Origin of the sequence: Pontibacter sp. Tf4, from assembly GCF_014212495.1 — a bacterium.
GTDB lineage: Bacteria > Bacteroidota > Bacteroidia > Cytophagales > Hymenobacteraceae > Pontibacter.
Map to the genome: position 1 here is coordinate 165,050 of NZ_JACKZC010000002.1, position 23,631 is coordinate 188,680.

Sequence of the window (23,631 nt, forward strand, 5' to 3'; positions counted from 1 at the left end):
TAACTATAGTTGCTGCAAATCTATTTAGCACAAGGGCCTACTGCTGATCCTGTTCAGGCGGTGTGTCCTCACCCTTATCCCGCTTCCCACGGCCTATGCCGTTCCATATTTCCTGGAGCCAGTTGGTTACTTTTTTATGCCGTTTGGGCGCCACATCATCAATATCTGCCAGCAGGAACCCGATCGGTTTCAGGGGCTCATACACATCAAACATCACCTTCAGCATGGCAATGATCGGGATTGACAGGATCATGCCGGCAGCCCCCCAAATCTCGCCCCCGACAAGCAGGGCAACTATAGCTGCAAAGGGGTTAAGGCTTACTTTAGAGCCTACCACATAAGGCGTAATAAAATTACCCTCTAAGAACTGCACAAACATAAACACCAGCACTACAAACACGGCATCTATCAGGTGCCCGGTGGTAGCCAGGGTAAAAAGGGCCGGAAGTGTTGCCCCGATCAGAATACCAATGTAGGGTATGATGGTAAGGATGGAAGCAAAGATACCGAAGAAGATCGCGTACTTTACTCCGAGTAAAAGCAATCCGGCCGAGTTAAGCAGCGCCACGATCACGATCACGATCATCAGTCCTGAAATATAGCTTTGCACCACCTGCTGTATGTTGGTCACGGTCTGGATGATGCTGCTCCTGCGGTCTTTGGCCACAAACTGAAACATGAACTGCTGCAGGTGATCGCGGTAATACAGGAGGCAGAATACAAAGATGGGCACCACTACCAGCATCGAAATGGCACCCGTTGTCATGGAAATAGTGTTGCCTAAAAAAGTAGTGGCAATATCCTGAAAACTGCCGATGGCATTGCGCACCAGCTCGCTCCGATTGGATGGAGCGATCCCGAACTTGTTGTATAAAAAGAGCTGTACCTTATCTATCAGGTCGCCGATGTTGTTGCCTATTGTCTCGAGCTCGGAGGTGAGGTTGAGCAACTGCACTGACAGAAACCACACTACCAGCGCAAGTATGATAACTATAAGCACAATGCTCAGCAGAATAGCTAATGGGCGTGGCATCCTGGTTTTCTTTTCTAGGTCGTGCACCAGGGGCAGCAGCAGCATAGCAAATAACATGGCAAATGCGAGCGGCACCAGCACCGATTTAAACAGCTGCAACAACCAGATCAGCAGGATGATACCCAGTAGGATGACTGTGTACTTAAAGTAGGCAGGTAATTTTATTTCCATCAGCAGGGCTCGCGTTGGGGCAGTTTAGTAAATAATGTAATCTTATAAGCGCCTAATATACAAAATATTGAATATTTTTATGCTAAATAAATTAGCAAATATTTTCCTGTAAAAAATGCTGTATTTAATGAACCGGAAGCTGAAATCTATAGTTGTATATCCTATAGGATAAGCAGTAGCTATAGTTGATAAAATATGAAAGCTAATTAATTTAGCAAATAATTTTATTAATTTGCAAACCGGCAGGACACCGGAACTATTATTGCGTCTTGTCTCTTTTATTTTTCTATATTTCCGATTGAATTTACCTAAACAACTACACTTACGCTTACAGAATGGCAGAGTTAGAGCATAATTACAACGAAGACAGTATCCGCTCCCTGGAGCCCCGCGAGCACATCAGGCTGCGCCCTGGTATGTACATTGGTAAGCTTGGCGACGGTGCAGCTGCTGACGACGGCATTTACATTTTAGTGAAGGAAGTGATCGATAACTCCATCGACGAACACGTGATGGGTTTCGGTAAGACCATTGACATCAAGATCTCTGACCACAAAGTACAGGTGCGCGACTATGGCCGTGGTATTCCGCTTGGCAAGGTGATCGATTGCGTGAGCAAGATCAACACCGGTGGTAAATACGACAGCAAAGCCTTTCAGAAGTCAGTTGGTCTTAACGGGGTAGGTACCAAAGCAGTGAACGCGCTTTCAAGCCATTTCCGCATCCAGTCGGTGCGTGACGGGCAGATGAAAGCGGCGGAGTTTGAGCGTGGCGTTTTAACGAACGATCTTCCGCTGGAAGCTACTTCGCAGCGAAACGGTACGCTTACTACGTTCACCCCGGACGATACCATATTCAAGAACTATAAGTTTAACCCGGAGTACCTCGAGAACCAGATCTGGAACTACGTGTACCTGAATGCCGGGCTAACTATAAACTTCAACGGTAAAAAGTTTTACTCAGAAAATGGTCTGCTGGACCTGCTGCGTAACAAAGCCGATGAAGAAGCCATGCGCTACCCGATCATCCACCTGAAAGGGAATGACATTGAACTGGCCTTAACCCACGGCAACGACTACGGTGAAGAATACTATAGTTTCGTGAACGGTCAGTACACCACGATGGGTGGTACGCACCTGGCCGCTTTCCGTGAGGCTATCGTTAAGACCGTGCGCGAACACTATAAAAAAGACTACGATGCAGCTGATATCCGCGGATCTATAGTTGGCGCTATCTCATTGCGCGTGCAGGAGCCGGTATTTGAATCGCAGACCAAAACCAAACTGGGCTCCATAGATATGGGACCGGACGGACCAGCGGTTCGTGCTTATATCAACGACTTCATTAAGGAACACCTCGATAATTACCTGCACAAGAACCCAACGACAGCCGAAGCGCTGAAGAAGCGAATTGAGCAGAGCGAACGCGAGCGTAAGGACATGGCCGGCGTAAAGAAACTGGCGAACCAGCGCGCAAAAAAAGCCAACCTGCACAACCGTAAACTCCGCGATTGCCGCCTGCACTTTAACGAGGACAAACACGAGAATTCACTGCTATCTACTCTCTTTATAACAGAGGGTGATTCGGCCAGCGGTTCTATCACCAAGTCGCGTAACGTGGACACCGAAGCGGTATTCAGTTTGCGTGGTAAGCCGTTGAACTGCTATGGCCTGAAAAAGAAAGTAGTGTATGAGAACGAGGAATTTAACCTGCTGCAGCACGCCCTTAACATTGAAGAAGGCCTGGAAGGCTTGCGCTACAACCGCGTGGTGATCGCAACCGATGCCGACGTGGATGGCATGCACATCCGCCTGCTGCTGTTAACGTTCTTCCTTCAGTTTTTCCCGGACCTGGTGCGAAACGGACACGTGTACATTCTGGAAACACCGCTTTTCCGTGTGCGCAACAAGAAAGAAACGATCTACTGCTATAACGAAACCGAAAAGCAGGAAGCGATACAGAAACTGGGCAAGCGCCCGGAGATCACCCGTTTTAAAGGGTTGGGAGAGATCTCGCCGGAGGAATTTGGTAAGTTTATCGGCGATAACATCAAATTAAAACCGGTGATCCTGCAGAAGGATACCACGATACAGAAGATACTGAGCTACTACATGGGTAAGAACACGCCGGAGCGCCAGAACTTTATTATCGATAATCTGAAGATTGAAAAAGACATAGTAGAAGAAGTATATGCATAACGACGATATAAACGAAGAGCTGCACCAACAGGAGGAAGAAGAGCTGGAAGTAGCGTTTACAGATGGCGATGAAGAAGTTATTCATAACGTAACTCCTGTTGCCGGTCTGTACGAGAACTGGTTCCTGGACTATGCTTCTTATGTAATTCTGGAGCGTGCGGTGCCTGCCATTGAGGACGGTCTGAAGCCTGTTCAGCGCCGCATTCTGCACGCCATGAAAGAGATGGACGATGGTCGCTTTAACAAAGTAGCCAACGTCATCGGACAAACCATGCAGTACCACCCGCACGGCGATGCTTCTATCGGCGATGCGATGGTAAACCTGGGCCAGAAAGACCTGTTGATCGAAACACAAGGTAACTGGGGCGATGTGCGTACCGGTGACAGTGCGGCTGCGCCACGTTATATTGAAGCACGTCTTTCAAAGTTTGCGCTGGATGTGGTGTTTAACCCGCAGACAACGCAGTGGCAGCTGAGCTACGATGGCCGTAAGAACGAGCCGGTAACCTTGCCGGTAAAATTCCCGCTGTTGCTGGCGCAGGGCGTGGAAGGTATTGCTGTAGGTTTGTCTACCAAGATTATGCCGCACAACTTTAAGGAACTGATCAAAGGTTCTATTGATGTGCTGAAAGGGCGTAGCACGACACTTCTGCCTGACTTCCCGAACGGTGGTATGGTGGATGTGACCAACTATAACGGTGGTGCCCGTGGTGGTAAGATTCGTGTGCGTGCAACTATAGAAAAGGTAGACAAGACCATGCTCATCATCCGTGATGTTCCTTATGGTATTACCACTACCGGCCTGATGGAATCTATAGTTAAAGCCAGCGAGAACAACAAGATCAAGATCAAGAAGGTGATCGACAATACGGCTGCTGATGTAGAGATACAGGTTCAGTTGCCGCCGGGCGTTTCTCCTGACCTGACCATGGATGCCTTGTATGCCTTCACCGATTGCGAAGTGTCTATTTCTCCGAACACCTGCGTGATCATCGACGATAAGCCGAACTTTATGACGGTGGACGAGTTGCTGCGCATTTCTACGTTCAAAACCGTAGACCTGCTGAAGCGTGAGCTCGAAATACGTAAAGGTGAGCTGGAAGACAAGTGGCATTACTCCTCACTGGAGAAGATCTTTATCGAGAACCGCATTTACCGCGACATTGAAGAGTGCGAAACCTGGGAGGCTGTATTAGAAGCTATAGATAAAGGGCTTGATCCGTTCAAGAAACTGCTGCGCCGTGAGGTAACGGAAGAGGATATCGTACGCCTGACCGAGATCAAGATCAAGCGTATCTCGAAGTACGACTCTTTCAAAGCTGACGAATACATCAACAAGCTGGAAGAGGAGATGGCTGAGGTGGATGATAACCTGGCGAACCTGATCCGCTATGCGATTGCTTATTTTGAAGGCCTGCTGAAGAAGTACGGCCAGGGCAAAGACCGCAAAACGCAGGTGAAGACTTTTGATGTGATCACGGCACAGAAAGTAGCGATTGCCAACCAGAAACTATACATGAATGCTAAAGATGGCTTTATCGGAACCAGCCTGCGCAAAGACGAGTTTGTGTGCGACTGCTCTGATATGGACGATATCATCGTGTTCCGTAAAGATGGCAAGTTCACTGTTACCAAAGTAGCTGACAAAACTTTTGTAGGTAAGGATATCATCATGGCCGGCGTCTATAACAAAAACGACGAGCACATGGTGTACAACATGATCTATGTGGATGGAAAGACCGGCGTATCGTTCGCGAAACGCTTTGCTGTGAAGTCCATCACCAGAGACAAGGAGTACGACCTGACCAAAGGCAACAAAGGCTCCAAAGTACATTACCTGACCGCCAACCCTAACTCAGAATCGGAGGTTGTAAGCATTACATTGGCACCGCAATCTACGGCCCGCAACAAGCAGTTCGACTACGACTTTGCAGAGCTGATGATCAAAGGCAAAGGTTCTAACGGTAACATTGTCACCAAGTATCCGATCAAGAAAGTGGTGCAAAAGAGCCTGGGAGAGTCTACCTTAGGCGGACGTGAGATCTTCTACGATGAAGTGATCGGGAGACTGAACACCGAAGGCCGTGGCCGTTATTTAGGGTCCTTCAATACCGAAGATACGATCCTGGTGATCTACGAAGATGGTACCTATGAGCAGACCACGTTTGACCTGGCAAACCACTACACAGTTGAGAAGATAAAAGTGCTGCAGAAGTTTGATCCGGAACTGGTTGTTTCAGCTATTTATTATGAAGGAGACAATAAAACCTATTATGTGAAGCGTTTCAGGATCGAAACTTCTACGGTAGGTAAGAAATTCACCTTCATTTCTGAAAGCAAGAACTCCAGACTCGAAGCTGTTTCAACGCATTCCGAGCCTTTAGCTGACATCAAGTTCAAGCGCAGCTTGCGTGGCGAGAAAGAATCTGAAAAGATTTTGCTGAGCGAGTTCATTGATGTGAAAGGCTGGAAGGCCATGGGCAATAAACTGAATTACTTCAAGATATTTGATGTAACAGTGCCAAAGCAGGAAGTGGTGGAGTATGAGGAAGAAAAACCAAAGGCAAAAAAAGCTGCTAAACGCGAGCCGGTTACTTTGCCGTCAGAGCTGAAAGAGCTGGCCGAACAGGCAGCCCTTGCCAGTGGTACTCAACCTGATGCTGCAGAAGACGTAGAAGAATCTATACAAGAAAATAGTGCAAAGAAAGCCATTAAAGAAAAGAAGCAGCTAAATCTGTTCTAATTTAAGTACAATCTCTGCCGGTTTCTTGTTTCATGTTGTTCATTTGATCTTTATATGAAGCGAAAACTTCAGGTATATATGCTTTTACTTGTGCTCGGTCTGGCAGGTGCGCCTTTGGTGGCCTATGCCGGAGCGGGCACAGAACAGCTGCTTAAAAAGGCAGAAGCCCTGATGTTAAGTTACCGCGATACCGAAGCCCTTGCCATGTATGAGGAAGTGCTGCAGGTGTCTCCTGAGAACTATACAGCACTTTGCAAAGCCAGCATTCTGAACTGCCGCATTGGCGAGCGCATAACAGACGAAGGAACAAAGGTTGCTTTCTATACCCGGGCAAAGGAATATGCTACCAAGGCCTATCTGCTGAAACCGGATGATACGGAAGCAAACTATGTGATGGCACTCACGGTAGGGGCAATGGCCATGGTTTCCGGACCTAAGCAACGTCTGGCCGGGATTAACCAGATGAAGCCTTTTCTGGATGTGGCGCTCGCAAAAAACAGCAAGCATGCGGATTCCTGGTATCTGCTGGGGCGCTGGTACTTTAAAATGGCTAATTTAAATTTTGCTGAACAGGCAGCTGCAAAGCTGTTTTTTGGCGGCGTATGCGATGAAGCGACCAACGATGAAGCTGCCGCTGCCCTGCAGAAAGCGATAAAGTATAACCCAGGCAACATACAATATTATTACGACCTGGCTACGATCTATAAGGAAATGAAGAAAACGGAAGCTTGCTCCGAAACATTGGAACAGGCGATGGCCTTGCAGGTAACCACCCGCGAGGAGCTGGAACTGGCACGCAGGTGTAAGCTAATGCTGCAACAATACAAGAAGTAGAAAACACGATCCGAAGTATAAAGCCTGCACCTCAAACTGCAGGCTTTTTCTTTGGTACAATCCGGTAGGGTAGCCAATAATTTCACAAATAATACCTAATTTAGCGCACCTATGCACCACTTGCCATACATCAATACCAGACCTTTGAGAAAAGCGCTTTGCTTTTTGTCGGTTACGGTGCTGATGTTGGGCAGTAGTTGCAACCCGGTGCAGCAGGACGGAGAGCATTTGGTAAACCTCGAAGAGGTGACGGATGATGAGGAAGCAAAGCTCAGAAACCTGGATGCAGCTATCCAGCGCAACGGGCAGGATGCCAGCCTTTTTGCCAGAAGGGCCCGGGTTTTACTGAGCAAGGGAGAACTGGAGAAAGCGCTGAAGGACGTGGATGACGCTATCGCGCTGAACGAGAAGAACATGAGCTACCTTTTCCTGAAAGCGCATATTTTGCGGGCCATGCACCAACCGGCAGAAGCTCTTGCACTGGCGCTGAAAGCAGAGCGTAACTCGTACCAGAACACGGCCCTCTATGTGCTGTTAAGCGATCTGTACCTGCAACTGAAGCAACCGCAAAAGGCTGCTGAAGTGGCACGCAAGGCCTTGGCACTTGATCCGGATAACGGCTATGCTTTTTACTTTAAGGGTAGAGCAGCAGCAGCCACCGGCGATACGGCCCGCGCCCTTACCAACTATAGATTGGCTGTAACCGAAGAGCCGGAGTTACTGGAAGCGCAGCGCGACCTGGCAGGAGCTTTGGTAAAGCAGCAGCAGCTGGATACAGCCAGGTATTACCTGCAAAAGGTGCAGAAGCAATTGCCGAAAGATGCGTTGGTCTGGTATTACCAGGGCATGTATTACCAGCAGGTACAGAAAACGGATAGTGCATTGTGGAGCTACCAAAAGGCGCTTGCATTGGCGGATACCCTGCAGGCTGCACATGCCCGGGCAGGTTTTCTGATGTATGCAAAAGGAGATTACCCGGCCGCGATTCTGCATTTTGAGAAAGCAGCACGGGACAACAACCATAATATTAAGTATATTTCGGCGCTGGCAAATGCCTATGAACGAACTGGCCAGAACATTAATGCGTTAGAGCAATATCAGCGGCTGGCAGCTTTGCAGCCGGGTTATGGCGTAGCCAACTATAGCATTGCAAGGCTGAAGGCAAAGCTTACCAGACCAGCGCCTGTTGTTTCGCAACCCGATACAACAACTATAACTGAGTAAAGAATTACAACACGAGTCAATAAAACGATACATGATCAACATCACACTACCAGATGGCTCTGTTCGCCAATATCCGAAAGGGGTGACGAGCTACGAGATTGCACTAAGCATTAGCGAAGGTCTGGCGCGCAACGTGCTGGCCGCAAAAGTTAACGACACCGTTTGGGATGCCACGCGTCCGATAACGGAGGATGCTACCGTGCAACTGCTCACCTGGAACGATGACTTAGGTAAGAATGCTTTCTGGCACTCGTCGGCACACTTGCTGGCCGAGGCCCTGGAAGAACTATATCCGGGTGTTAAATTCGGAATAGGACCTCCTGTAGAGAACGGCTTCTATTACGATGTGGATCTTGGGGAGCGTACCTTTTCACAGGATGATTTTGCCAAAGTAGAGCAGAAAATGCTGGAGCTGGCGCGCAACAAAGAAGAATTCAAACGTCGTGAAGTTTCTAAGGCAGAAGCTATAGAATACTTTACCCGGAAAGGCGATGAGTATAAACTGGACCTGATCAAAGACCTGGAAGACGGAACGATCACGTTTTACGAGCAGGGGAACTTCACAGACCTTTGCCGCGGACCACACATCCCGAACACAGGTTTTATAAAGGCTGCCAAGCTGATGAACGTGGCCGGTGCCTACTGGCGCGGCGACGAAAGCAAAAAGCAGCTGACCCGTATCTATGGTATCACCTTCCCGAAACAAAAGGAACTGACTGAGTACCTGGAGCGACTGGAAGAAGCCAAAAAACGCGACCACCGCAAACTGGGCAAAGAACTGGAACTGTTCGCTTTCTCCGAGAAAGTAGGTATGGGCTTACCATTGTGGTTGCCGAAAGGTACACTGCTGCGTGAGCGCTTGGAACAATTCATGCGCAAGGCGCAGGTGAAAGCCGGTTACCAGCCCGTAGTTACGCCGCATATAGGCAGCAAGGAACTATACGTTACCTCAGGCCACTACGAGAAATATGGTGCTGACTCTTTCCAGCCGATCAGAACGCCGAATGAAGGAGAGGAGTTCTTCCTGAAGCCGATGAACTGTCCGCATCACTGCGAGATCTATAAAACCCGTCCGCGTTCTTACAAGGAGCTGCCGGTGCGCCTGGCTGAGTTTGGTACCGTTTACCGTTACGAACAAAGTGGCGAGCTGCATGGCCTTACAAGGGTGCGTGGCTTTACACAGGACGATGCGCACATCTTCTGCCGACCGGACCAGGTGAAAGAGGAATTCATGAAAGTGATCGACCTGGTGCTTTACGTGTTCAGCGCGCTTGGTTTCGAAGACTATACTGCCCAGATCTCATTGCGAGATCCGGAGAATAAAGCTAAATATATTGGTTCCGATGAACTATGGGAGAAAGCAGAGAGCGCTATTATAGAGGCTGCTGCCGAGAAAGGCCTGCGCACTGTAACCGAACTGGGCGAGGCTGCGTTTTACGGACCTAAGCTCGACTTTATGGTGCGTGATGCCCTGGGCCGTAAGTGGCAGTTGGGAACTATTCAGGTAGATTATAACTTACCAGAAAGATTCCAGCTGGAGTACATTGGTGCTGATAACCAGAAGCATCGCCCGGTGATGATCCACCGTGCACCGTTTGGGTCGCTGGAGCGTTTCGTGGCTGTTCTGATAGAGCACTGTGGCGGTAATTTCCCGCTTTGGTTAAGCCCGGAGCAGTTTGCCATACTTCCGATTTCGGAGAAATACCAGGATTTTGCTCAGCAGGTGTATGACCGCCTGGCAGAGCAGGACATCCGTGGTTTTGTAGATAACCGCGACGAGAAGATAGGTCGTAAGATACGTGACGCGGAAGTGCGCAAAGTGCCTTACATGCTGATAGTGGGAGAGAAAGAGCAGGAAGAAAATGCAGTTTCTGTGCGCAGACACGGCGAAGGCGACCTGGGCTCGATGAATGTAGACGACTTCGTGACCTTGTTTCAGAGCAAAATAGCCGAAATGGTTAACAATTAAGAAAAGAATTTTCTTTTTGATAGATTAATTGCGATATTCGCACCCTGATTATTAAAATAAATTAAGGAGGTAAAACTATAGCTACGCAAAACAAGCGCTTTATCCCACGCGGAAAGGTGGAAGAGCCATACAAAGTCAATGATAAGATTACTGCCCGAGAGGTAAGACTCGTTGGAGACAATGTAGAGCAGGGGGTATACCAGACAAGGGATGCCCAGAAAATTGCAAATGAGCAGAATCTTGATCTGGTTGAGATTTCTCCTACTGCCAACCCACCCGTATGCCGTATCATCGACTACTCGAAATTTAAGTACGAGCAGAAGAAGAAAACCCGTGAGATGAAGGCGAAGGCGCAGAAGGTAGTGGTGAAGGAGATCCGTTTCGGTCCTAACACAGACGACCACGATTTTGAGTTCAAGCTGAAGCATGCCCGGTCATTCCTGGAAAGCGGATTTAAGATCAAGTCTTATGTACACTTCGTTGGTAGAACCATCGTATTTAAGGAACGTGGCGAGATTCTGTTACTGAAGTTTGCGCAGGCGCTGGAGGATGTAGCTAAAGTAGAGCAACTGCCTAAACTGGAAGGAAAGAGAATGTTCCTGATGCTGGCGCCGAAAGTTGCAGCTCCTGCTAAAAAGTAATTTGTTTAATCAATTATATACCCATGCCAAAAGTTAAAACTAAATCTGGTGCAAAGAAGCGTTTTTCTTTGACAGGTACTGGCAAAATTAAGCGTAAGCACGCTTATAAGAGCCACATCCTGACCAAGAAAACGACAAAGCAGAAGCGTAATTTAACACATACTGGCCTTGTTAGCACTGCTGATATGGACAGAGTGAAGTTAATGCTTCAAATCTAATTCAAGGAATTAGAAGGTTAATTAATTAGTATAAACCCAGTGTCTGGTTTTTTGAAGATTAAAGTTTAATCACCAGCCGCTAAAACTGTAAAAAAATGCCTAGATCGGTAAACGTCGTTGCAGCACGACACAGAAGAAAGAAAATGATGAAAATGGCCAAAGGTTACTTTGGCCGTCGTAAGAACGTTTGGACAGTAGCGAAAAACGCTGTTGAAAAAGGTTTAACTTACGCATACCGCGACAGAAAGCAGAAGAAAAGAGATTTCCGCGCCCTTTGGATCCAGCGTATCAACGCAGGTGCACGTGAGCACGGTCTTTCTTACTCAGCTTTAATGGGTGCCCTTAAAAAGGCAAACATCGACCTGAACCGCAAAGTACTTGCTGACCTGGCGATGAACCACCCGGAAGCTTTCAAGAGCATTGTTGATAAAGTAAAGTAATTTACTTCGTTATATAGTATTTAAAAGGCTTGGCTTCGGCTGAGCCTTTTTTATTTGGCTATAGTTTCTTGTCATCACTTTAAGGTATAGCCGGCAGTGCCTTTCAAACTATAGTTTAACAGACCTACGTCTTAAACAATAATTCTTTAATTTTGCCCGTTGCTTTTGGCAATATTGCTCCCAATATCTTTTACAACAAAATAAAACCAATGAAAAACCTGATTCTTACCCTGGCACTGCTATGTGCTGTCTTCAGTGCGCGCGCCCAGCAGTCTGCACCGCAAAAACCATCCAAAGAGTTAGTCCAGTTCTTTTCCGGGAAGTGGACCGGCGAAGGCAAATTTGCCAGCGGCAAAGTTATAGCAGCTACCCTGAATTTTAGCACAGCGCTCGATGGCGGCTGGCTCACCCACGACCACACAGATATTGCGCCCAATACCTATAAAGCAACCTCGTGGTGGGGCACCGATCCGCAATCGGGCAGGTTTGTAGCGTATATCTTCGATAACAATAGTGGCCATCGCCTGTTCGAGAGTGAGGGCTGGCAGGATGGAAGACTGGTGCTTACCACGCAGCAGGCACATCCGAAAGGCGGCATCATGTGGCAACACTTTATTTATGAGAAGCTATCCGATACATCCTTTAAAATGACCTTTGAGGTTAGTAAGGACGGTGCGGAATGGCGAATGATAGATTACCTGGTATTTAATAAAGCACCTGAACTATAGTTGAGTTATAGTTTAAATAATAAGCCCTGACCGTTTTGTTCTGAGAACTTTAACGGTCAGGGCTTATTGCTGTTGGGATGGTCAGTTATACGAAATTTCGGTAACTTTTACTGTTTCTTCTTCGCGGCCAAGTTTTAAAACCAGTTCCTGATTCTTTTTAGCACCTGTCACGGTACGGGCAATGGGGGCAACAAACGCAATTCTGCCTTCCTCTACAGAAGCCTCGTCCACACCCACAATTGTAAAGGTCCTTTCAAGACCCGGCTTTTTACCTTTTATAGTTTTGAGTGTAACCGTTGCACCAAATCTTACCTGGTCTGCAGGCTGGTCTTTGGCGTCGATCACTCTTGCTGATGCTATTCTGCCATTGAGGGCTGCAATTCGCCCGTTCAGTATAGTTAACTGGCGGGTGCGTTCGGCTTCGTTTTCCCGGTTGGCTTCGGCCTGACTGCGTTCTGCCTCCAGTTCCGTCAGTTCCTGGCGTAGCAGTTCCAGTCCACGCGGGGTTACATAGTTGGTTACACCCGCTGGCAAGGCGGCACGCGGCGGAATAATGGGTGCTTCGCCGGAGTCGTCTTCTTTTACAAATGCTCTGCTCATGTGTGTCCTTAACGGTATCTGGTGGCAGGTGTTACAGGGCCTATAGTTGTTTTGTTACAGTAGTAGCGCATCTATAAGGTGGGCGTTCACCATCTGGTGTTCCTGCGACCAGGAGAAGACTGTGAATTTTCCATCCTGCGAGGCCACAAGGCCTAACGTATCCGGTTGGTCGTAAATGAACTGGGCAACCGATAAATGCCTGGTGCCGCCATTCTGGGCCGGGTGCATCTCTTTGGCTGTGCTACCTATAATAGGCTCGGTTACTATAAGTTTTTCTACGGGCACACTATTTACTGGACGGCCCAGTTTTGTTCCGAAGGCCAATAGTTCGTAGTTGTTGTTCATGATAGTGGCGCCATCTATAGCCGTCAGGCCGGCAATGGCATCAATTTCCCGGCGTATTTCATCCTGTTTCAGTTGGTTGTCGGCAAGGGGCTCTTCAGTTTGCAGCAGGAGGGTAGCTAAACCCGTAAAAGATGGCTGTAAACTATAGAGCACCGGTTTCACCAGTGAGTTTTGCCAGTTGGTCGTGTCAGCAGGTACAATGAGGAGCGAACCGCCGCGTTTGTGTGCCCGCATCGAAACAGCTATTAAAACCAATATGGTAGCCTCCAATTGAGCCAGTGCCGGTATCTTCTCTATAATAGTGCTCAGGTAGCCCAGCTGGTTACCGGTTCCGTTGCTTTTTTCTTCTACCAACTGCACCTGGTCACCTTTAAGTACGGCCACGTTCGCAAATTTTCCAAATCCATCCAGTCTTCGTGTTTTAACCACCAGCAGCCCCGGCTCCGAAACATCCACCACAAAGCACAAGCTCGGAATTACGCGTGTGCTTCCCCAGATGTATAATCCGTTCTCGTCTACCCAAACGCCTACATGTATGCCGGGGCGGTCTACGCCGGGTGCCAGTTTGGTAAGTACGGCAGGGGTGAGGGGCAATAACTGCGAGAAAAGAATAGGCTGCCCTGCCTGTTCCGGCGAAACAAAAGCAAGCGATATTTTAACAGACCGCCCTTCTTCGTGTCGTAAGCTTGCCCAGAAGGCGGTATCAACTATAGCTTCTACCTGTTGTGCGGTTGGCGGAGTTGCCAGCGGCGTATAACTGTTCTGACGGGCAGCTGTTATCTGGTGTAAAAAGTGCTGCTCTATAGTTGGTGCTACAGCGGTTGCGGCCTGGTAGGTGCTGTTCCTGCTCATGTAGGTAGTGCGTTTATAGTTGTTGTAACTGTTCCGGGCGGGTAAAGTTTTATGGTTGCGCGTAGTTGCTACTTATCAGGCTTAAAAAAAATGCTGCTTAATTAGCTTTAAAAAAGAAACTATAGCTATTACTAAAGAAAATCAGAAACCTGAACATAAAAGTGGCACGGCAATTGTAACTACCCTTATCAGTTGCGTATAACGTTTTAACTTAAAAAATTGAAGTTATGAAAAAGGTAATCAGTTTAGCTCTAAGCCTTGTATTGATAGTGGCTGTTGCATTTAGCTCAATGGCTCAGACCAACGAAAGAAAAGGATGGAGCCCACAGGCAAAAGGTGCTGTAATTGGTGGTGCTACAGGTGCTGCCGCAGGTGCCATTATTCATAAGCGTAACCGCGTGGTTGGTGGTGCTGTAGGTGCCGTAGTTGGCGCAGGTGCCGGTTACGGTGTTGGTAAGATCATCGATAACAAGCAGAAGAAAAAAGAAGCCGAGCGTATTGCAGCCGCTAACAGAGCTGCAGCTGCCAACCGTGCAGCCAACGCACGTTTAGCTTCTTCCAGCAGAAAAGCAACAGCTCCTGCTGCAGCCAAAGCTCCTGCTACTGCACTGGTAGCCGCACAGCCGGAAATGGCTTACAATGCTAATTCTATGGCCTACCTGGCAAGCAACGGTTTCCTGCCAAACCCTGACTTTGGCGATACCGACAAACCATATCACACTTCTGAGTACAGAAGAAAAAGCTGGTAATTAAACCTAAACTATAAAAAAGACCAGGCTGTATTGTCTGGTTTTTTTTATATCCGTATAAGCCGGAAAAACTATATGTATGTATAACTATACTAAAGACTGAACCTATGAGATCCTTGATAGCAATGCTGGCTATGGCGCTTTTGTTCGTATCCTGCAAACAGACCGAAGATGTTAAAGTGGTAGAAGACCTGAATAAACAATTTATAGATGCCTGGAACGATGACGACGAAAATAAGCTGGAAGGAATGATGGCTGACGACGTTGATTTTGTGCAGGGCGAAATTCACTTCAGCGGTAAATCCGAAGTTATGGATAAATGGGTGAACGAAACGATCGAAACAATTGATGACCTGCGCCTGCGAAAAATAAGCTCCGGTATTTCGGGCGATATTGCCTACGAAGCCGGCACCTTTACAGTAGATGTGCTGCCGGATGCACCAGGCCAGCCGGGCGGTGAGGGCGAAGGAAACTACATGCTGCTCTGGAAGAAAATGGAAGACGGCACCTGGAAATTAAGCTACGCCCAGCTGGAAGACCTGCCCGTTGAAGCAAAACTATAGTCCTTTAAACGATGATTTATAAAACAAGGGCCGCCGGATCAGTACCGGCGGCTCTTGTTTTATATAATACCTTGGACCTGATTAACTATAGTATGCTATTAGTACTGAGCTATTTAGTGCTATTATGTGCCCCTGTAACTATAGTCTGGTAAAACAAAAAAGCCTGCTGGAGTTAACCAGCAGGCTTTTGTTGTAGCGGGGAGCAGAATCGAACTGCCGACCTCAGGGTTATGAATCCTGCGCTCTAACCATCTGAGCTACCCCGCCGAATTGTGATGCAAAAGTAGGCAAAAGATTTTATTCTGCACAATACCTTTGCCAGAAAAAAAATATTTTATTTTCGGTATATTAAAAGAATCAAAAAATAACACTATACTTACTCAATCACTTACTATTGTTCACGATGATTAAGTCTACCAAAACAAAATTTGTTGCAGAATACCCGATCAATGCTTCCGCCAGATTACTTTATCCGTACCTGAGCACTGCCAGCGGACTGGCACAGTGGTTTTGCGACGATGTAAAAGTAGAAGAGAATAAAGTATACAATTTTGTATGGGATGGTGCCAGCCATTACGCAGAACTTACCGGCTATCGTCCTAACCGCTCTGTCCGTTTCCTTTTCCTTGATGACAGCCGCAGCCATGTGCAGGACCCGTCCTATATCGATTTCTCTATCGAATCCAGCGAGCTTACCCAGGAGCAGTTCCTGAAAGTGGTGGACTACTCAGACGAAGACGACCAGGAAGAACTGGCCGAACTATGGGATAACCTGATGCAAAACCTGAGAGAAATAGTAGGAGGGTAGCGCGCCGTCTTGTTCCACTGCGTATCTTTGCACGTTTTTTGGGGTGTATGCGTTACACTATAGGCCATAGCCCCGGCAAAGCCGTCGTGGTTTAATCGCTCGCATGAAGAAATTAGATAAGCTTATTATAAGGTCGTTCATCGGCCCGTTCATATTAACTTTTGCTGTCGTTGAGTTTATCCTGCTGACGCAGTATATGCTCAAGTACCTCGACGAACTGGTTGGGAAAGACCTGGGTGCTGGGGTGTTCGGTGAGTTGTTGTTTTACTTCAGCCTGAACATGGCACCTGTAGCTCTGCCGCTGGCCGTACTGCTTTCGTCCCTCATGACCTTTGGTACGCTTGGCGAACACCACGAACTTACCGCTATTAAAACTTCCGGCATCGCGCTGCCGCGCATCTTACGGCCGGTGTTCATTTTTGCCACCGTCCTATCCATCAGCGCTTTTTTCTTTAACAACAACGTGGTGCCGCGGGCTAACCTGAAAGCCTATAGTTTGCTCTGGGATATCAGGCAGACCAAGCCGACCATGAACTTTAAGGAAGGCGCATTTTATAACGGGCTGCCCGGCTATAGTATCAAGATTAATGAAAAACTGGGCGATGGTGGCATAGTGCGCGATGTTATGATTTACGATCATACACAGGGCGGCAATAACACCCGCGTGATACTTGCCGACTCGGGCCGGATGTATACCGAGCACAACGACTCGTACCTGGTACTGGAGCTGTTTAAAGGGAATATTTATGTGAACCAGAACAGTTCTGCTTTCCAGGGATCTAACGAGCAGTTTGTGCGGCAGAAGTTCGATGAAAGCAAGATCATGTTCAGCCTTTCGTCTTTTGATCTGAACCGTACCCGCGAAGAGTATTTTGCGGATAACAAAATGATGAAGAACATTGCGGAACTTGATGTGGTAACCGACTCGTTGCACCGACAGGCGAACAAAGAGTACAAGACCTTTAAAGCAAACGTGGATCCTTTTTACATGTACCTGAGCGTAGATACGACCAAGGCCAAGTACAGCGGCAGGGCACGGATTAACGAAGAGTTAGATAAGGAACTGCCTGACCCAAATGCAACCATGCTGGTAATGGCGAAGAACAAAGCCCGTAATATCAAAAACTTTACCTCCGGCTACATCGAGCGCATGAACAGCACTATCCGAGAGGCAAATAACTTCGAGATCGAGATCTGGAAGAAATACACGCAGTCGGCCAGTATCCTGATCATGTTCCTGATCGGCGCGCCACTGGGCGCCATTATTAAAAAGGGGGGGCTTGGCGTACCGGTGATCATATCCATCATTTTCTTTATTGTGATGTATGTGCTCTCTATATTGGGCGAGAAGTGGGCGCGCGAGGGGCTTGTGCCGGTGCCAGTTGGTATGTGGGCTTCCAACGCTATTCTGCTTCCGATCGGCTTGTTCTTTTTGTACCAGGCGCGGAACGACTCGAGCTTGCTGGAGTTTGATTTCTGGCGGAAAATTATGGCAAGACTGCGCCGCAGCAAAATATAGCACTGCTGCAAATAAGAGCAGTAAAATAGTTTTTATTAAATTAAATTTTTATATCTTTGCGGCTTATACGGCAATCTATATAAGATAAAAACAGATTGATATTTTATACAAATGAAATTAACTACTGAAGCGAAACAAGAAATTTTCGAAAAACACGGCATAGCAAAGTCTAAGACCGATACTGGTTCAGCTGAGTCTCAGATCGCGCTTTTCACAGCTCGTATCACCGACCTGACTGAGCACCTGAAAACGCATAAAAAGGATTTCAGCACTCGTCTGGGCCTTCTGAAACTGGTAGGTAAAAGAAGAAGATTGCTTAACTACCTTCAGAAAAACGATATCGAAAGATACAGAGCTATCATCAGCGAGCTGGGTATCCGTAAATAAAAAATATTTTTTTGATCAGGGAATTCACGCAAGGGATTCCCTAATCTTTTTTATAACACCCCCTTCCTTCTTACCAGTACCCTTAACAGCGGCCGCAAACGGCAGCCCTGTTTTTTTGATGCTAAAAATTATTGAAGATGTCTGTAAACGCGATTAACAAAACAATCATTCTTCCGGATGGCCGGGAGATCCAAATTGAAACTGGTAAATTAGCCAAACAAGCCGATGGCTCTGTTGTGGTAAAGATGGGAAACACTATGCTGCTTGCTGCAGTAGTTTCCAACAAAGACGCCCGCGAAGGCGTAGATTTCCTGCCACTTTCTGTAGACTATCAGGAGAAGTTCGCTTCGTCTGGTAAAATTCCTGGCGGTTTCCTGAAAAGAGAAGCCCGCCTTTCTGACTACGAGATCCTGGTTTCGCGCCTGGTTGACCGTGTACTGCGCCCGCTGTTCCCGGATGATTACCATGCCGAAACACAAATGACGATACATATGATCTCTGCTGATACGGAGATTATGCCGGATGCCCTGGCTGCTTTAGCTGCCTCTGCTGCACTTGCTGTATCGGATATTCCTTTTAACGGTCCTATCTCTGAAGTGCGCGTAGCACGTATTGATGGCCAGTTAGTAATCAACCCTACTGTTTCTGACCTGCAGCGTGCCGACATCGATATGATGGTAGGTGCCTCTATGGACAGTGTTGTGATGGTAGAAGGGGAGATGAACGAGGTTTCTGAAGCAGAAATGCTGGAAGCTATCAAATTTGCACACGAAGCTATTAAAGTGCAGTGCCAGGCCCAGCTTGACCTTGCCGAAATGGTAGGTAAACTACAGAAGCGTGAGTACTCGCACGAGACGCACGACGAGGAACTGCGTCAGAAAGTATACGATGCAACGTATGCCAAAGCATATGAAGTAGCAAAACGTGGCAGAGCTAACAAATCGGAGCGCAAAGAAGGCTTCGCGGCTGTGCTGGAAGAGTTCATGGCATCGCTTGGTGAAGAGCATGGCTACGATACAACGCTTATCAAAACTTACTACCACGATGTAGAGAAGGAAGCGGTTCGTAACATGATCCTGGATGAGCGCGTTCGGCTGGATGGCCGTAGACTGGATGAGATCCGTCCGATCTGGTCTGAAGTGAACTACCTGCCGGCTACACACGGTTCTGCGATCTTTACGCGTGGCGAAACGCAGTCTCTGACAACTGTAACACTTGGTACCAAACTGGACGAGCAGATGATCGACAGCGCGATGGTATCTGGTTATAATAAATTCTTACTGCACTATAACTTCCCGGCATTCTCTACCGGCGAAGTGAAGCCAAACAGAGGTCCTGGCCGTCGTGAGATTGGTCACGGTAACTTAGCGCTGCGTGCGCTGAAAAAAGTGTTGCCACCGGATGCTGAAAACCCATACACTATCCGTGTTGTTTCTGATATTCTGGAATCCAACGGATCGTCTTCTATGGCTACCGTTTGTGCGGGCTCGCTTGCACTGATGGATGCTGGTGTACCGGTTAAAGGCGGTGTTTCTGGTATTGCCATGGGACTTATCACAGATGAGAAGACCGGTAAATTTGCTGTTCTTTCTGACATTCTTGGTGATGAAGACCACTTGGGTGATATGGACTTTAAAGTAGCTGGTACCAAAGATGGTATTACTGCTTGCCAGATGGACATCAAAGTTCAGGGCTTATCATACGATGTACTTGGCCAGGCGCTGGAGCAGGCAAGAGGCGGTCGTCTGCATATCCTAGGCGAGATGAACAAGACCATTGCTTCTGCTAACCCGGATTACAAACCACACACTCCTCGTTCATTCAACATGGTGATCGATAAAGAATTTATCGGTGCGGTGATCGGACCAGGTGGTAAAGTGATCCAGCAGATTCAGAAAGATACCGGGGCTACGATCATCATCGAAGAGAAGAACGAGAAAGGCCACGTTAACATCTTCGCCAGCGATCAGGATTCTATGAGCAGTGCAGTTAGCAAGATCAAAGCTATAGTTGCTCAGCCGGAGATAGGTGAAGTATACATTGGTAAAGTGAAGTCTATTCAGCCTTACGGCGCATTTGTTGAATTCATGCCGGGCAAAGATGGTCTGCTTCATATTTCTGAGATCAAACACGAGCGCGTTGAAACAATGGATGGCGTGCTGGAAGTTGGTGAAGAAGTGAAAGTGAAACTGATCGATGTAGATAAGAAGACAGGTAAATTTAAACTGTCTCGTAAGGCTATCCTTCCAAAACCGGAAGCTCCTAAACAAAATCAGTAATATATTGTAAGGCTCCTGATGCTGCCTGGTAAAGCCATGGTTGCATCGGGAGTTTTTATTTTTTGGGTTTCGCGTACAGGTTCTTGATTTTATTCGTAATATGTAAGAACTTTGCGCGATTTTCTGATGTTACCACTCCGAGCCCGAATTGAAAATTTCACATTTTTGCATTAATAATATACTCTGATGAGACAACTCAAGATAAGCAAACAGATCACGAACCGCGAAAGCCAGTCGCTTGATAAGTATTTACAGGAGATTGGTAAAGTCGATTTGCTTACACCGGATGAGGAAGTGTCGTTAGCACAGAGAATCAAAGAGGGAGATCAGTTTGCACTTGAGAAGCTGACAAAAGCCAACCTTCGTTTCGTGGTGTCTGTTGCCAAACAGTACCAGAACCAGGGCTTGTCTTTGGGCGACCTTATTAACGAAGGTAACCTTGGCCTGATTAAAGCTGCAAAGCGTTTCGACGAAACAAGAGGTTTTAAATTTATCTCTTACGCCGTTTGGTGGATCCGTCAGTCTATTCTGCAGGCTTTGGCCGAGCAGTCAAGAATTGTTCGTTTGCCACTGAACCGTGTTGGTTCGTTGAACAAGATCTCAAAGTCGTTCTCAGAACTGGAGCAGAAATTCGAACGTGAGCCATCACCGGAAGAGATTGCCGAAGTACTGGAACTGACCACTGCTGAAGTAGTAGATACTCTTAAAATTTCAGGACGCCACGTATCTGTGGATGCTCCGTTTGTGCAGGGCGAAGAAAACCGTCTGCTGGACGTACTGGAAAACGAAGATGAAGAATCACCGGACATGGGTCTGATGAACGACTCGCTTCGTAAGGAAGTACAGCGTGCGCTTTCTACGCTAACTAAACGCGAAGCCGATGTAATTACCCTTTACTTTGGCCTGAATGGTGAGCACTCGCTGACGCTGGAAGAAATAGGGGAGAAATTTAACCTGACCCGTGAGCGTGTACGCCAGATCAAAGAAAAAGCGATCCGTAGACTACGCCATACATCCAGAAGCAAGGCACTGAAGCCTTATTTAGGATAAGCATTAAGATTTATGTTGCAAAAGCCTTGGTTAAAAGCCAGGGCTTTTGTCGTTTTTAACCGGCTGTCTGCCTATTTCAGTTTGCTCAATGCGGGCAAAGGAGCAGAATTTTTAGTATACTTGCATCCAAAATAAATTGCACCCGATTTCATGGAAATAGAACGAGTAAAATGCCTTATCATCGGTTCCGGCCCTGCTGGTTATACCGCAGCTATATATGCTTCCAGAGCCGGACTTAAACCTGTACTGTACCAGGGCCTGCAGCCGGGCGGTCAGCTGACTATAACAAATGATGTAGAGAATTACCCAGGCTACCCGGACGGAGTGAAAGGTCCGGAAATGATGGAAGACTTTAAGAAGCAGGCCGAGCGCTTTGGTACCGATGTACGTTATGGTATCGCCACAGCTGTAGATTTTTCCGGCCAGCCGCATAAAGTAACGATTGACGACCAGAAAGTAATTGAAGCTGATACAGTGATCATTTCGACCGGCGCCTCCGCAAAATGGCTGGGTCTGGAGTCGGAAGCGAAACTGAATGGTAACGGTGTGAGCGCCTGCGCCGTGTGCGATGGCTTTTTCTACCGTGGGCAGGATGTGGCTATAGTTGGTGCCGGCGATACGGCTGCCGAGGAAGCAACTTACCTGGCAAACCTGTGCAAAAAAGTATACATGATCGTACGCCGCGAGGAAATGCGTGCCTCTATTATTATGCAGGAGCGGGTAAAGAAGACTCCGAACATCGAGATACTATGGAACTCTGTAACTGATGAGATCCTGGGTGATGATGTGGTGAACGGTGTGCGCGTAAAGAATGTGCTGACAAACGAAACAAGAGAGATTCCGGTAAGCGGTTTCTTCGTAGCGATCGGGCACAAGCCAAACTCCGACATCTTTGCTGATTACCTGAACTTAGATGAGAACGGTTATATCCGTACCATTCCGGGTACATCCAAAACAAATATAGATGGCGTGTTTGCCTGCGGCGACGTGCAGGATTATACCTATCGACAGGCTGTTACGGCAGCAGGTTCAGGGTGTATGGCAGCGCTGGATGCAGAGCGTTACCTGGCAGCCAACAATTTGCATTAATTTCTGACCTGTAGCACCGGCGCTTTGCACTTTATTTTAAGTAGTAGTGTTGAGGTGTTTACAATAAAATTGACTTTGCTATAGTTAGAGTAAGCGGAATACGCCCTTACAAACAATACAAAGCCTACGTTTAAACGATGCCAAAGTTAAAAAGCCCCTTAGCAGTTGTGCTTTTCTTTTTATGTTACTTGTGTTTTTCGCAGGGAGCAATTGCACAAAAGAAAGGTAAAGACCTGTTTAAGGTAAAGTCGCCCAAAATACAGTACGTTCGCCCTGACACCACCATACTTATCCAGTACGATGAGTTTGATGACGAAAATTCGGATGCTGGTAAGTCTATCAATTTCAGCCCGAAAAAGGAACTGTCTATCGTTAGCGAAGACACAACAGAGCTGGACCTGGGCGAGCAGCATATTGTGGAAGTATCAGATGAGGTACTGATCGATTCTTCGTGGATCAAAATAGCAGGGTATTATGCCATCTGGGATACGCGTAATATAAATCCGTACCGCATGGATGGGCGTCAACTGAAAGATTCGGTGAATGTGCAGTTGTACGACCCGAAAGCTGACCGCAACTATAAGATGCCCCTGGAGAAAACTCCTGTAACCAGCCGCTTTGGCGGAAGATGGGGAAGACTGCATGCCGGTACTGATATTGACCTGGATACCGGCGATAGTATTTACGCTGCTTTTGATGGGGTGGTGCGTATTAATAAATGGGACGGCAGTGGGTATGGTAACTACATTGTATTGCGCCACTATAACGGACTCGAAACCCTTTATGGCCACATGAGCAAAGCCATCGCACCGGTCGGTAAGTTTGTGAAAGCGGGCGAAGTAATTGGTTTAGGAGGAAGCACAGGCCGTAGCTCCGGGCCACACCTGCATTACGAGGTTCGTTACCAGGGCAACCCGCTTAACCCTGAACATTTTTATGACTTTCCGGATTACCTGTTGAAAGGCCAGAACTTCGTCATTACCTCAGCGCTCTTTAATTATTATAATAACTATAAGTCCAGCTCGTCCCGCGGACGCAGCTCTTATTACCATACTGTTCGTAAGGGCGACACACTTTCAGGCATTGCCAAAAGATATGGCGTAACTGCCACCCAGATTGCAAAGCTGAATGGGATGAGCACCCGAACCACACTTAGAGTTGGACGTAAGTTACGAGTTAAATAACCTGATC

The 23,631-nt window shown here is 47.4% G+C and carries 21 protein-coding genes and 1 tRNA gene; 18 read left to right on the plus strand and 4 right to left on the minus strand.

Features of this window, described 5'->3' with window-relative positions:
- Positions 1-37: 37 nt before the first annotated feature.
- Complete coding sequence (locus H7F15_RS03650; RefSeq protein WP_185195603.1) at positions 38-1,204, minus strand: AI-2E family transporter; 1,167 nt, start codon at positions 1,202-1,204, stop codon at positions 38-40.
- A 335-nt stretch (positions 1,205-1,539) separates the two neighbouring features.
- Here H7F15_RS03650 and H7F15_RS03655 point away from each other — a divergent pair, with 335 nt between their 5' ends.
- The 9 genes from H7F15_RS03655 to H7F15_RS03695 all read left to right on the plus strand — a co-directional run bounded on the left by H7F15_RS03655 (position 1,540) and on the right by H7F15_RS03695 (position 12,199).
- Positions 1,540-3,402 (plus strand): DNA topoisomerase IV subunit B, encoded by a 1,863-nt coding sequence (locus H7F15_RS03655; RefSeq protein ID WP_185195604.1) that lies wholly within the window; start codon positions 1,540-1,542, stop codon positions 3,400-3,402.
- Positions 3,395-6,145, plus strand: a complete 2,751-nt coding sequence (locus tag H7F15_RS03660; RefSeq protein ID WP_185195605.1) for a DNA gyrase/topoisomerase IV subunit A — start codon at positions 3,395-3,397, stop codon at positions 6,143-6,145. The genes H7F15_RS03655 and H7F15_RS03660 overlap by 8 nt, the downstream gene beginning before the upstream one ends.
- A gap of 78 nt (positions 6,146-6,223) precedes the next feature.
- Positions 6,224-6,979, plus strand: coding sequence for a lipopolysaccharide assembly protein LapB (locus H7F15_RS03665; protein WP_185195606.1), 756 nt, complete (start codon positions 6,224-6,226; stop codon positions 6,977-6,979).
- A 111-nt stretch (positions 6,980-7,090) separates the two neighbouring features.
- Positions 7,091-8,203 carry a tetratricopeptide repeat protein gene (locus H7F15_RS03670; protein WP_185195607.1) on the plus strand — a complete coding sequence of 371 codons (1,113 nt, stop codon included), beginning with the start codon at positions 7,091-7,093 and terminating at the stop codon, positions 8,201-8,203.
- Between the two features lie 31 nt (positions 8,204-8,234).
- Positions 8,235-10,172 (plus strand): threonine--tRNA ligase, encoded by a 1,938-nt coding sequence (thrS, locus tag H7F15_RS03675; RefSeq protein WP_185195608.1) that lies wholly within the window; start codon positions 8,235-8,237, stop codon positions 10,170-10,172.
- 116 nt (positions 10,173-10,288) lie between these two features.
- A complete protein-coding gene (gene infC, locus H7F15_RS03680) occupies positions 10,289-10,813 on the plus strand; it encodes a translation initiation factor IF-3 (RefSeq protein WP_185195609.1) in 525 nt (174 codons plus the stop codon).
- A gap of 23 nt (positions 10,814-10,836) precedes the next feature.
- Positions 10,837-11,031 carry a 50S ribosomal protein L35 gene (rpmI, locus tag H7F15_RS03685; protein ID WP_076666337.1) on the plus strand — a complete coding sequence of 65 codons (195 nt, stop codon included), beginning with the start codon at positions 10,837-10,839 and terminating at the stop codon, positions 11,029-11,031.
- Between the two features lie 95 nt (positions 11,032-11,126).
- A complete protein-coding gene (rplT, locus tag H7F15_RS03690) occupies positions 11,127-11,471 on the plus strand; it encodes a 50S ribosomal protein L20 (protein ID WP_185195610.1) in 345 nt (114 codons plus the stop codon).
- A 209-nt stretch (positions 11,472-11,680) separates the two neighbouring features.
- On the plus strand, positions 11,681-12,199 hold the full coding sequence (locus H7F15_RS03695; protein WP_185195611.1) for a hypothetical protein: 519 nt from the start codon (positions 11,681-11,683) through the stop codon (positions 12,197-12,199).
- Between the two features lie 81 nt (positions 12,200-12,280).
- Here the strand turns inward: H7F15_RS03695 and H7F15_RS03700 are convergent, their stop codons facing one another.
- On the minus strand, positions 12,281-12,799 hold the full coding sequence (locus H7F15_RS03700) for a GreA/GreB family elongation factor (protein ID WP_185195612.1): 519 nt from the start codon (positions 12,797-12,799) through the stop codon (positions 12,281-12,283).
- 54 nt (positions 12,800-12,853) lie between these two features.
- Positions 12,854-13,996, minus strand: coding sequence for a putative sensor domain DACNV-containing protein (locus H7F15_RS03705; RefSeq protein WP_185195613.1), 1,143 nt, complete (start codon positions 13,994-13,996; stop codon positions 12,854-12,856).
- A gap of 290 nt (positions 13,997-14,286) precedes the next feature.
- Here H7F15_RS03705 and H7F15_RS03710 point away from each other — a divergent pair, with 290 nt between their 5' ends.
- Positions 14,287-14,745, plus strand: coding sequence for a glycine zipper domain-containing protein (locus H7F15_RS03710; RefSeq protein WP_255481068.1), 459 nt, complete (start codon positions 14,287-14,289; stop codon positions 14,743-14,745).
- 107 nt (positions 14,746-14,852) lie between these two features.
- Entirely contained in the window at positions 14,853-15,308 is a 456-nt protein-coding gene (locus H7F15_RS03715) for a DUF4440 domain-containing protein (RefSeq protein WP_185195615.1), read from the plus strand.
- A gap of 193 nt (positions 15,309-15,501) precedes the next feature.
- Here the strand turns inward: H7F15_RS03715 and H7F15_RS03720 are convergent.
- Positions 15,502-15,575, minus strand: a tRNA-Met gene (locus H7F15_RS03720).
- Between the two features lie 136 nt (positions 15,576-15,711).
- On the opposite strand from H7F15_RS03720, the gene H7F15_RS03725 reads away from it, so the two are divergent.
- From H7F15_RS03725 to H7F15_RS03755, 7 genes are all read left to right on the plus strand, one after another.
- Positions 15,712-16,116 (plus strand): START-like domain-containing protein, encoded by a 405-nt coding sequence (locus tag H7F15_RS03725; RefSeq protein ID WP_221626983.1) that lies wholly within the window; start codon positions 15,712-15,714, stop codon positions 16,114-16,116.
- 103 nt (positions 16,117-16,219) lie between these two features.
- Positions 16,220-17,635: an LptF/LptG family permease gene (locus tag H7F15_RS03730; protein WP_185195616.1), complete on the plus strand. Its 1,416-nt coding sequence runs from the start codon at positions 16,220-16,222 to the stop codon at positions 17,633-17,635.
- Between the two features lie 111 nt (positions 17,636-17,746).
- Entirely contained in the window at positions 17,747-18,022 is a 276-nt protein-coding gene (rpsO, locus tag H7F15_RS03735) for a 30S ribosomal protein S15 (protein WP_185195617.1), read from the plus strand.
- 137 nt (positions 18,023-18,159) lie between these two features.
- On the plus strand, positions 18,160-20,301 hold the full coding sequence (gene pnp, locus H7F15_RS03740) for a polyribonucleotide nucleotidyltransferase (protein WP_185195618.1): 2,142 nt from the start codon (positions 18,160-18,162) through the stop codon (positions 20,299-20,301).
- A 186-nt stretch (positions 20,302-20,487) separates the two neighbouring features.
- Positions 20,488-21,351: an RNA polymerase sigma factor RpoD/SigA gene (locus H7F15_RS03745; RefSeq protein WP_025605096.1), complete on the plus strand. Its 864-nt coding sequence runs from the start codon at positions 20,488-20,490 to the stop codon at positions 21,349-21,351.
- 150 nt (positions 21,352-21,501) lie between these two features.
- Positions 21,502-22,440 (plus strand): thioredoxin-disulfide reductase, encoded by a 939-nt coding sequence (gene trxB / locus H7F15_RS03750; RefSeq protein WP_185195619.1) that lies wholly within the window; start codon positions 21,502-21,504, stop codon positions 22,438-22,440.
- Between the two features lie 137 nt (positions 22,441-22,577).
- Positions 22,578-23,624 carry a M23 family metallopeptidase gene (locus H7F15_RS03755; RefSeq protein ID WP_185195620.1) on the plus strand — a complete coding sequence of 349 codons (1,047 nt, stop codon included), beginning with the start codon at positions 22,578-22,580 and terminating at the stop codon, positions 23,622-23,624.
- The last annotated feature ends 7 nt before the right edge of the window (positions 23,625-23,631 follow it).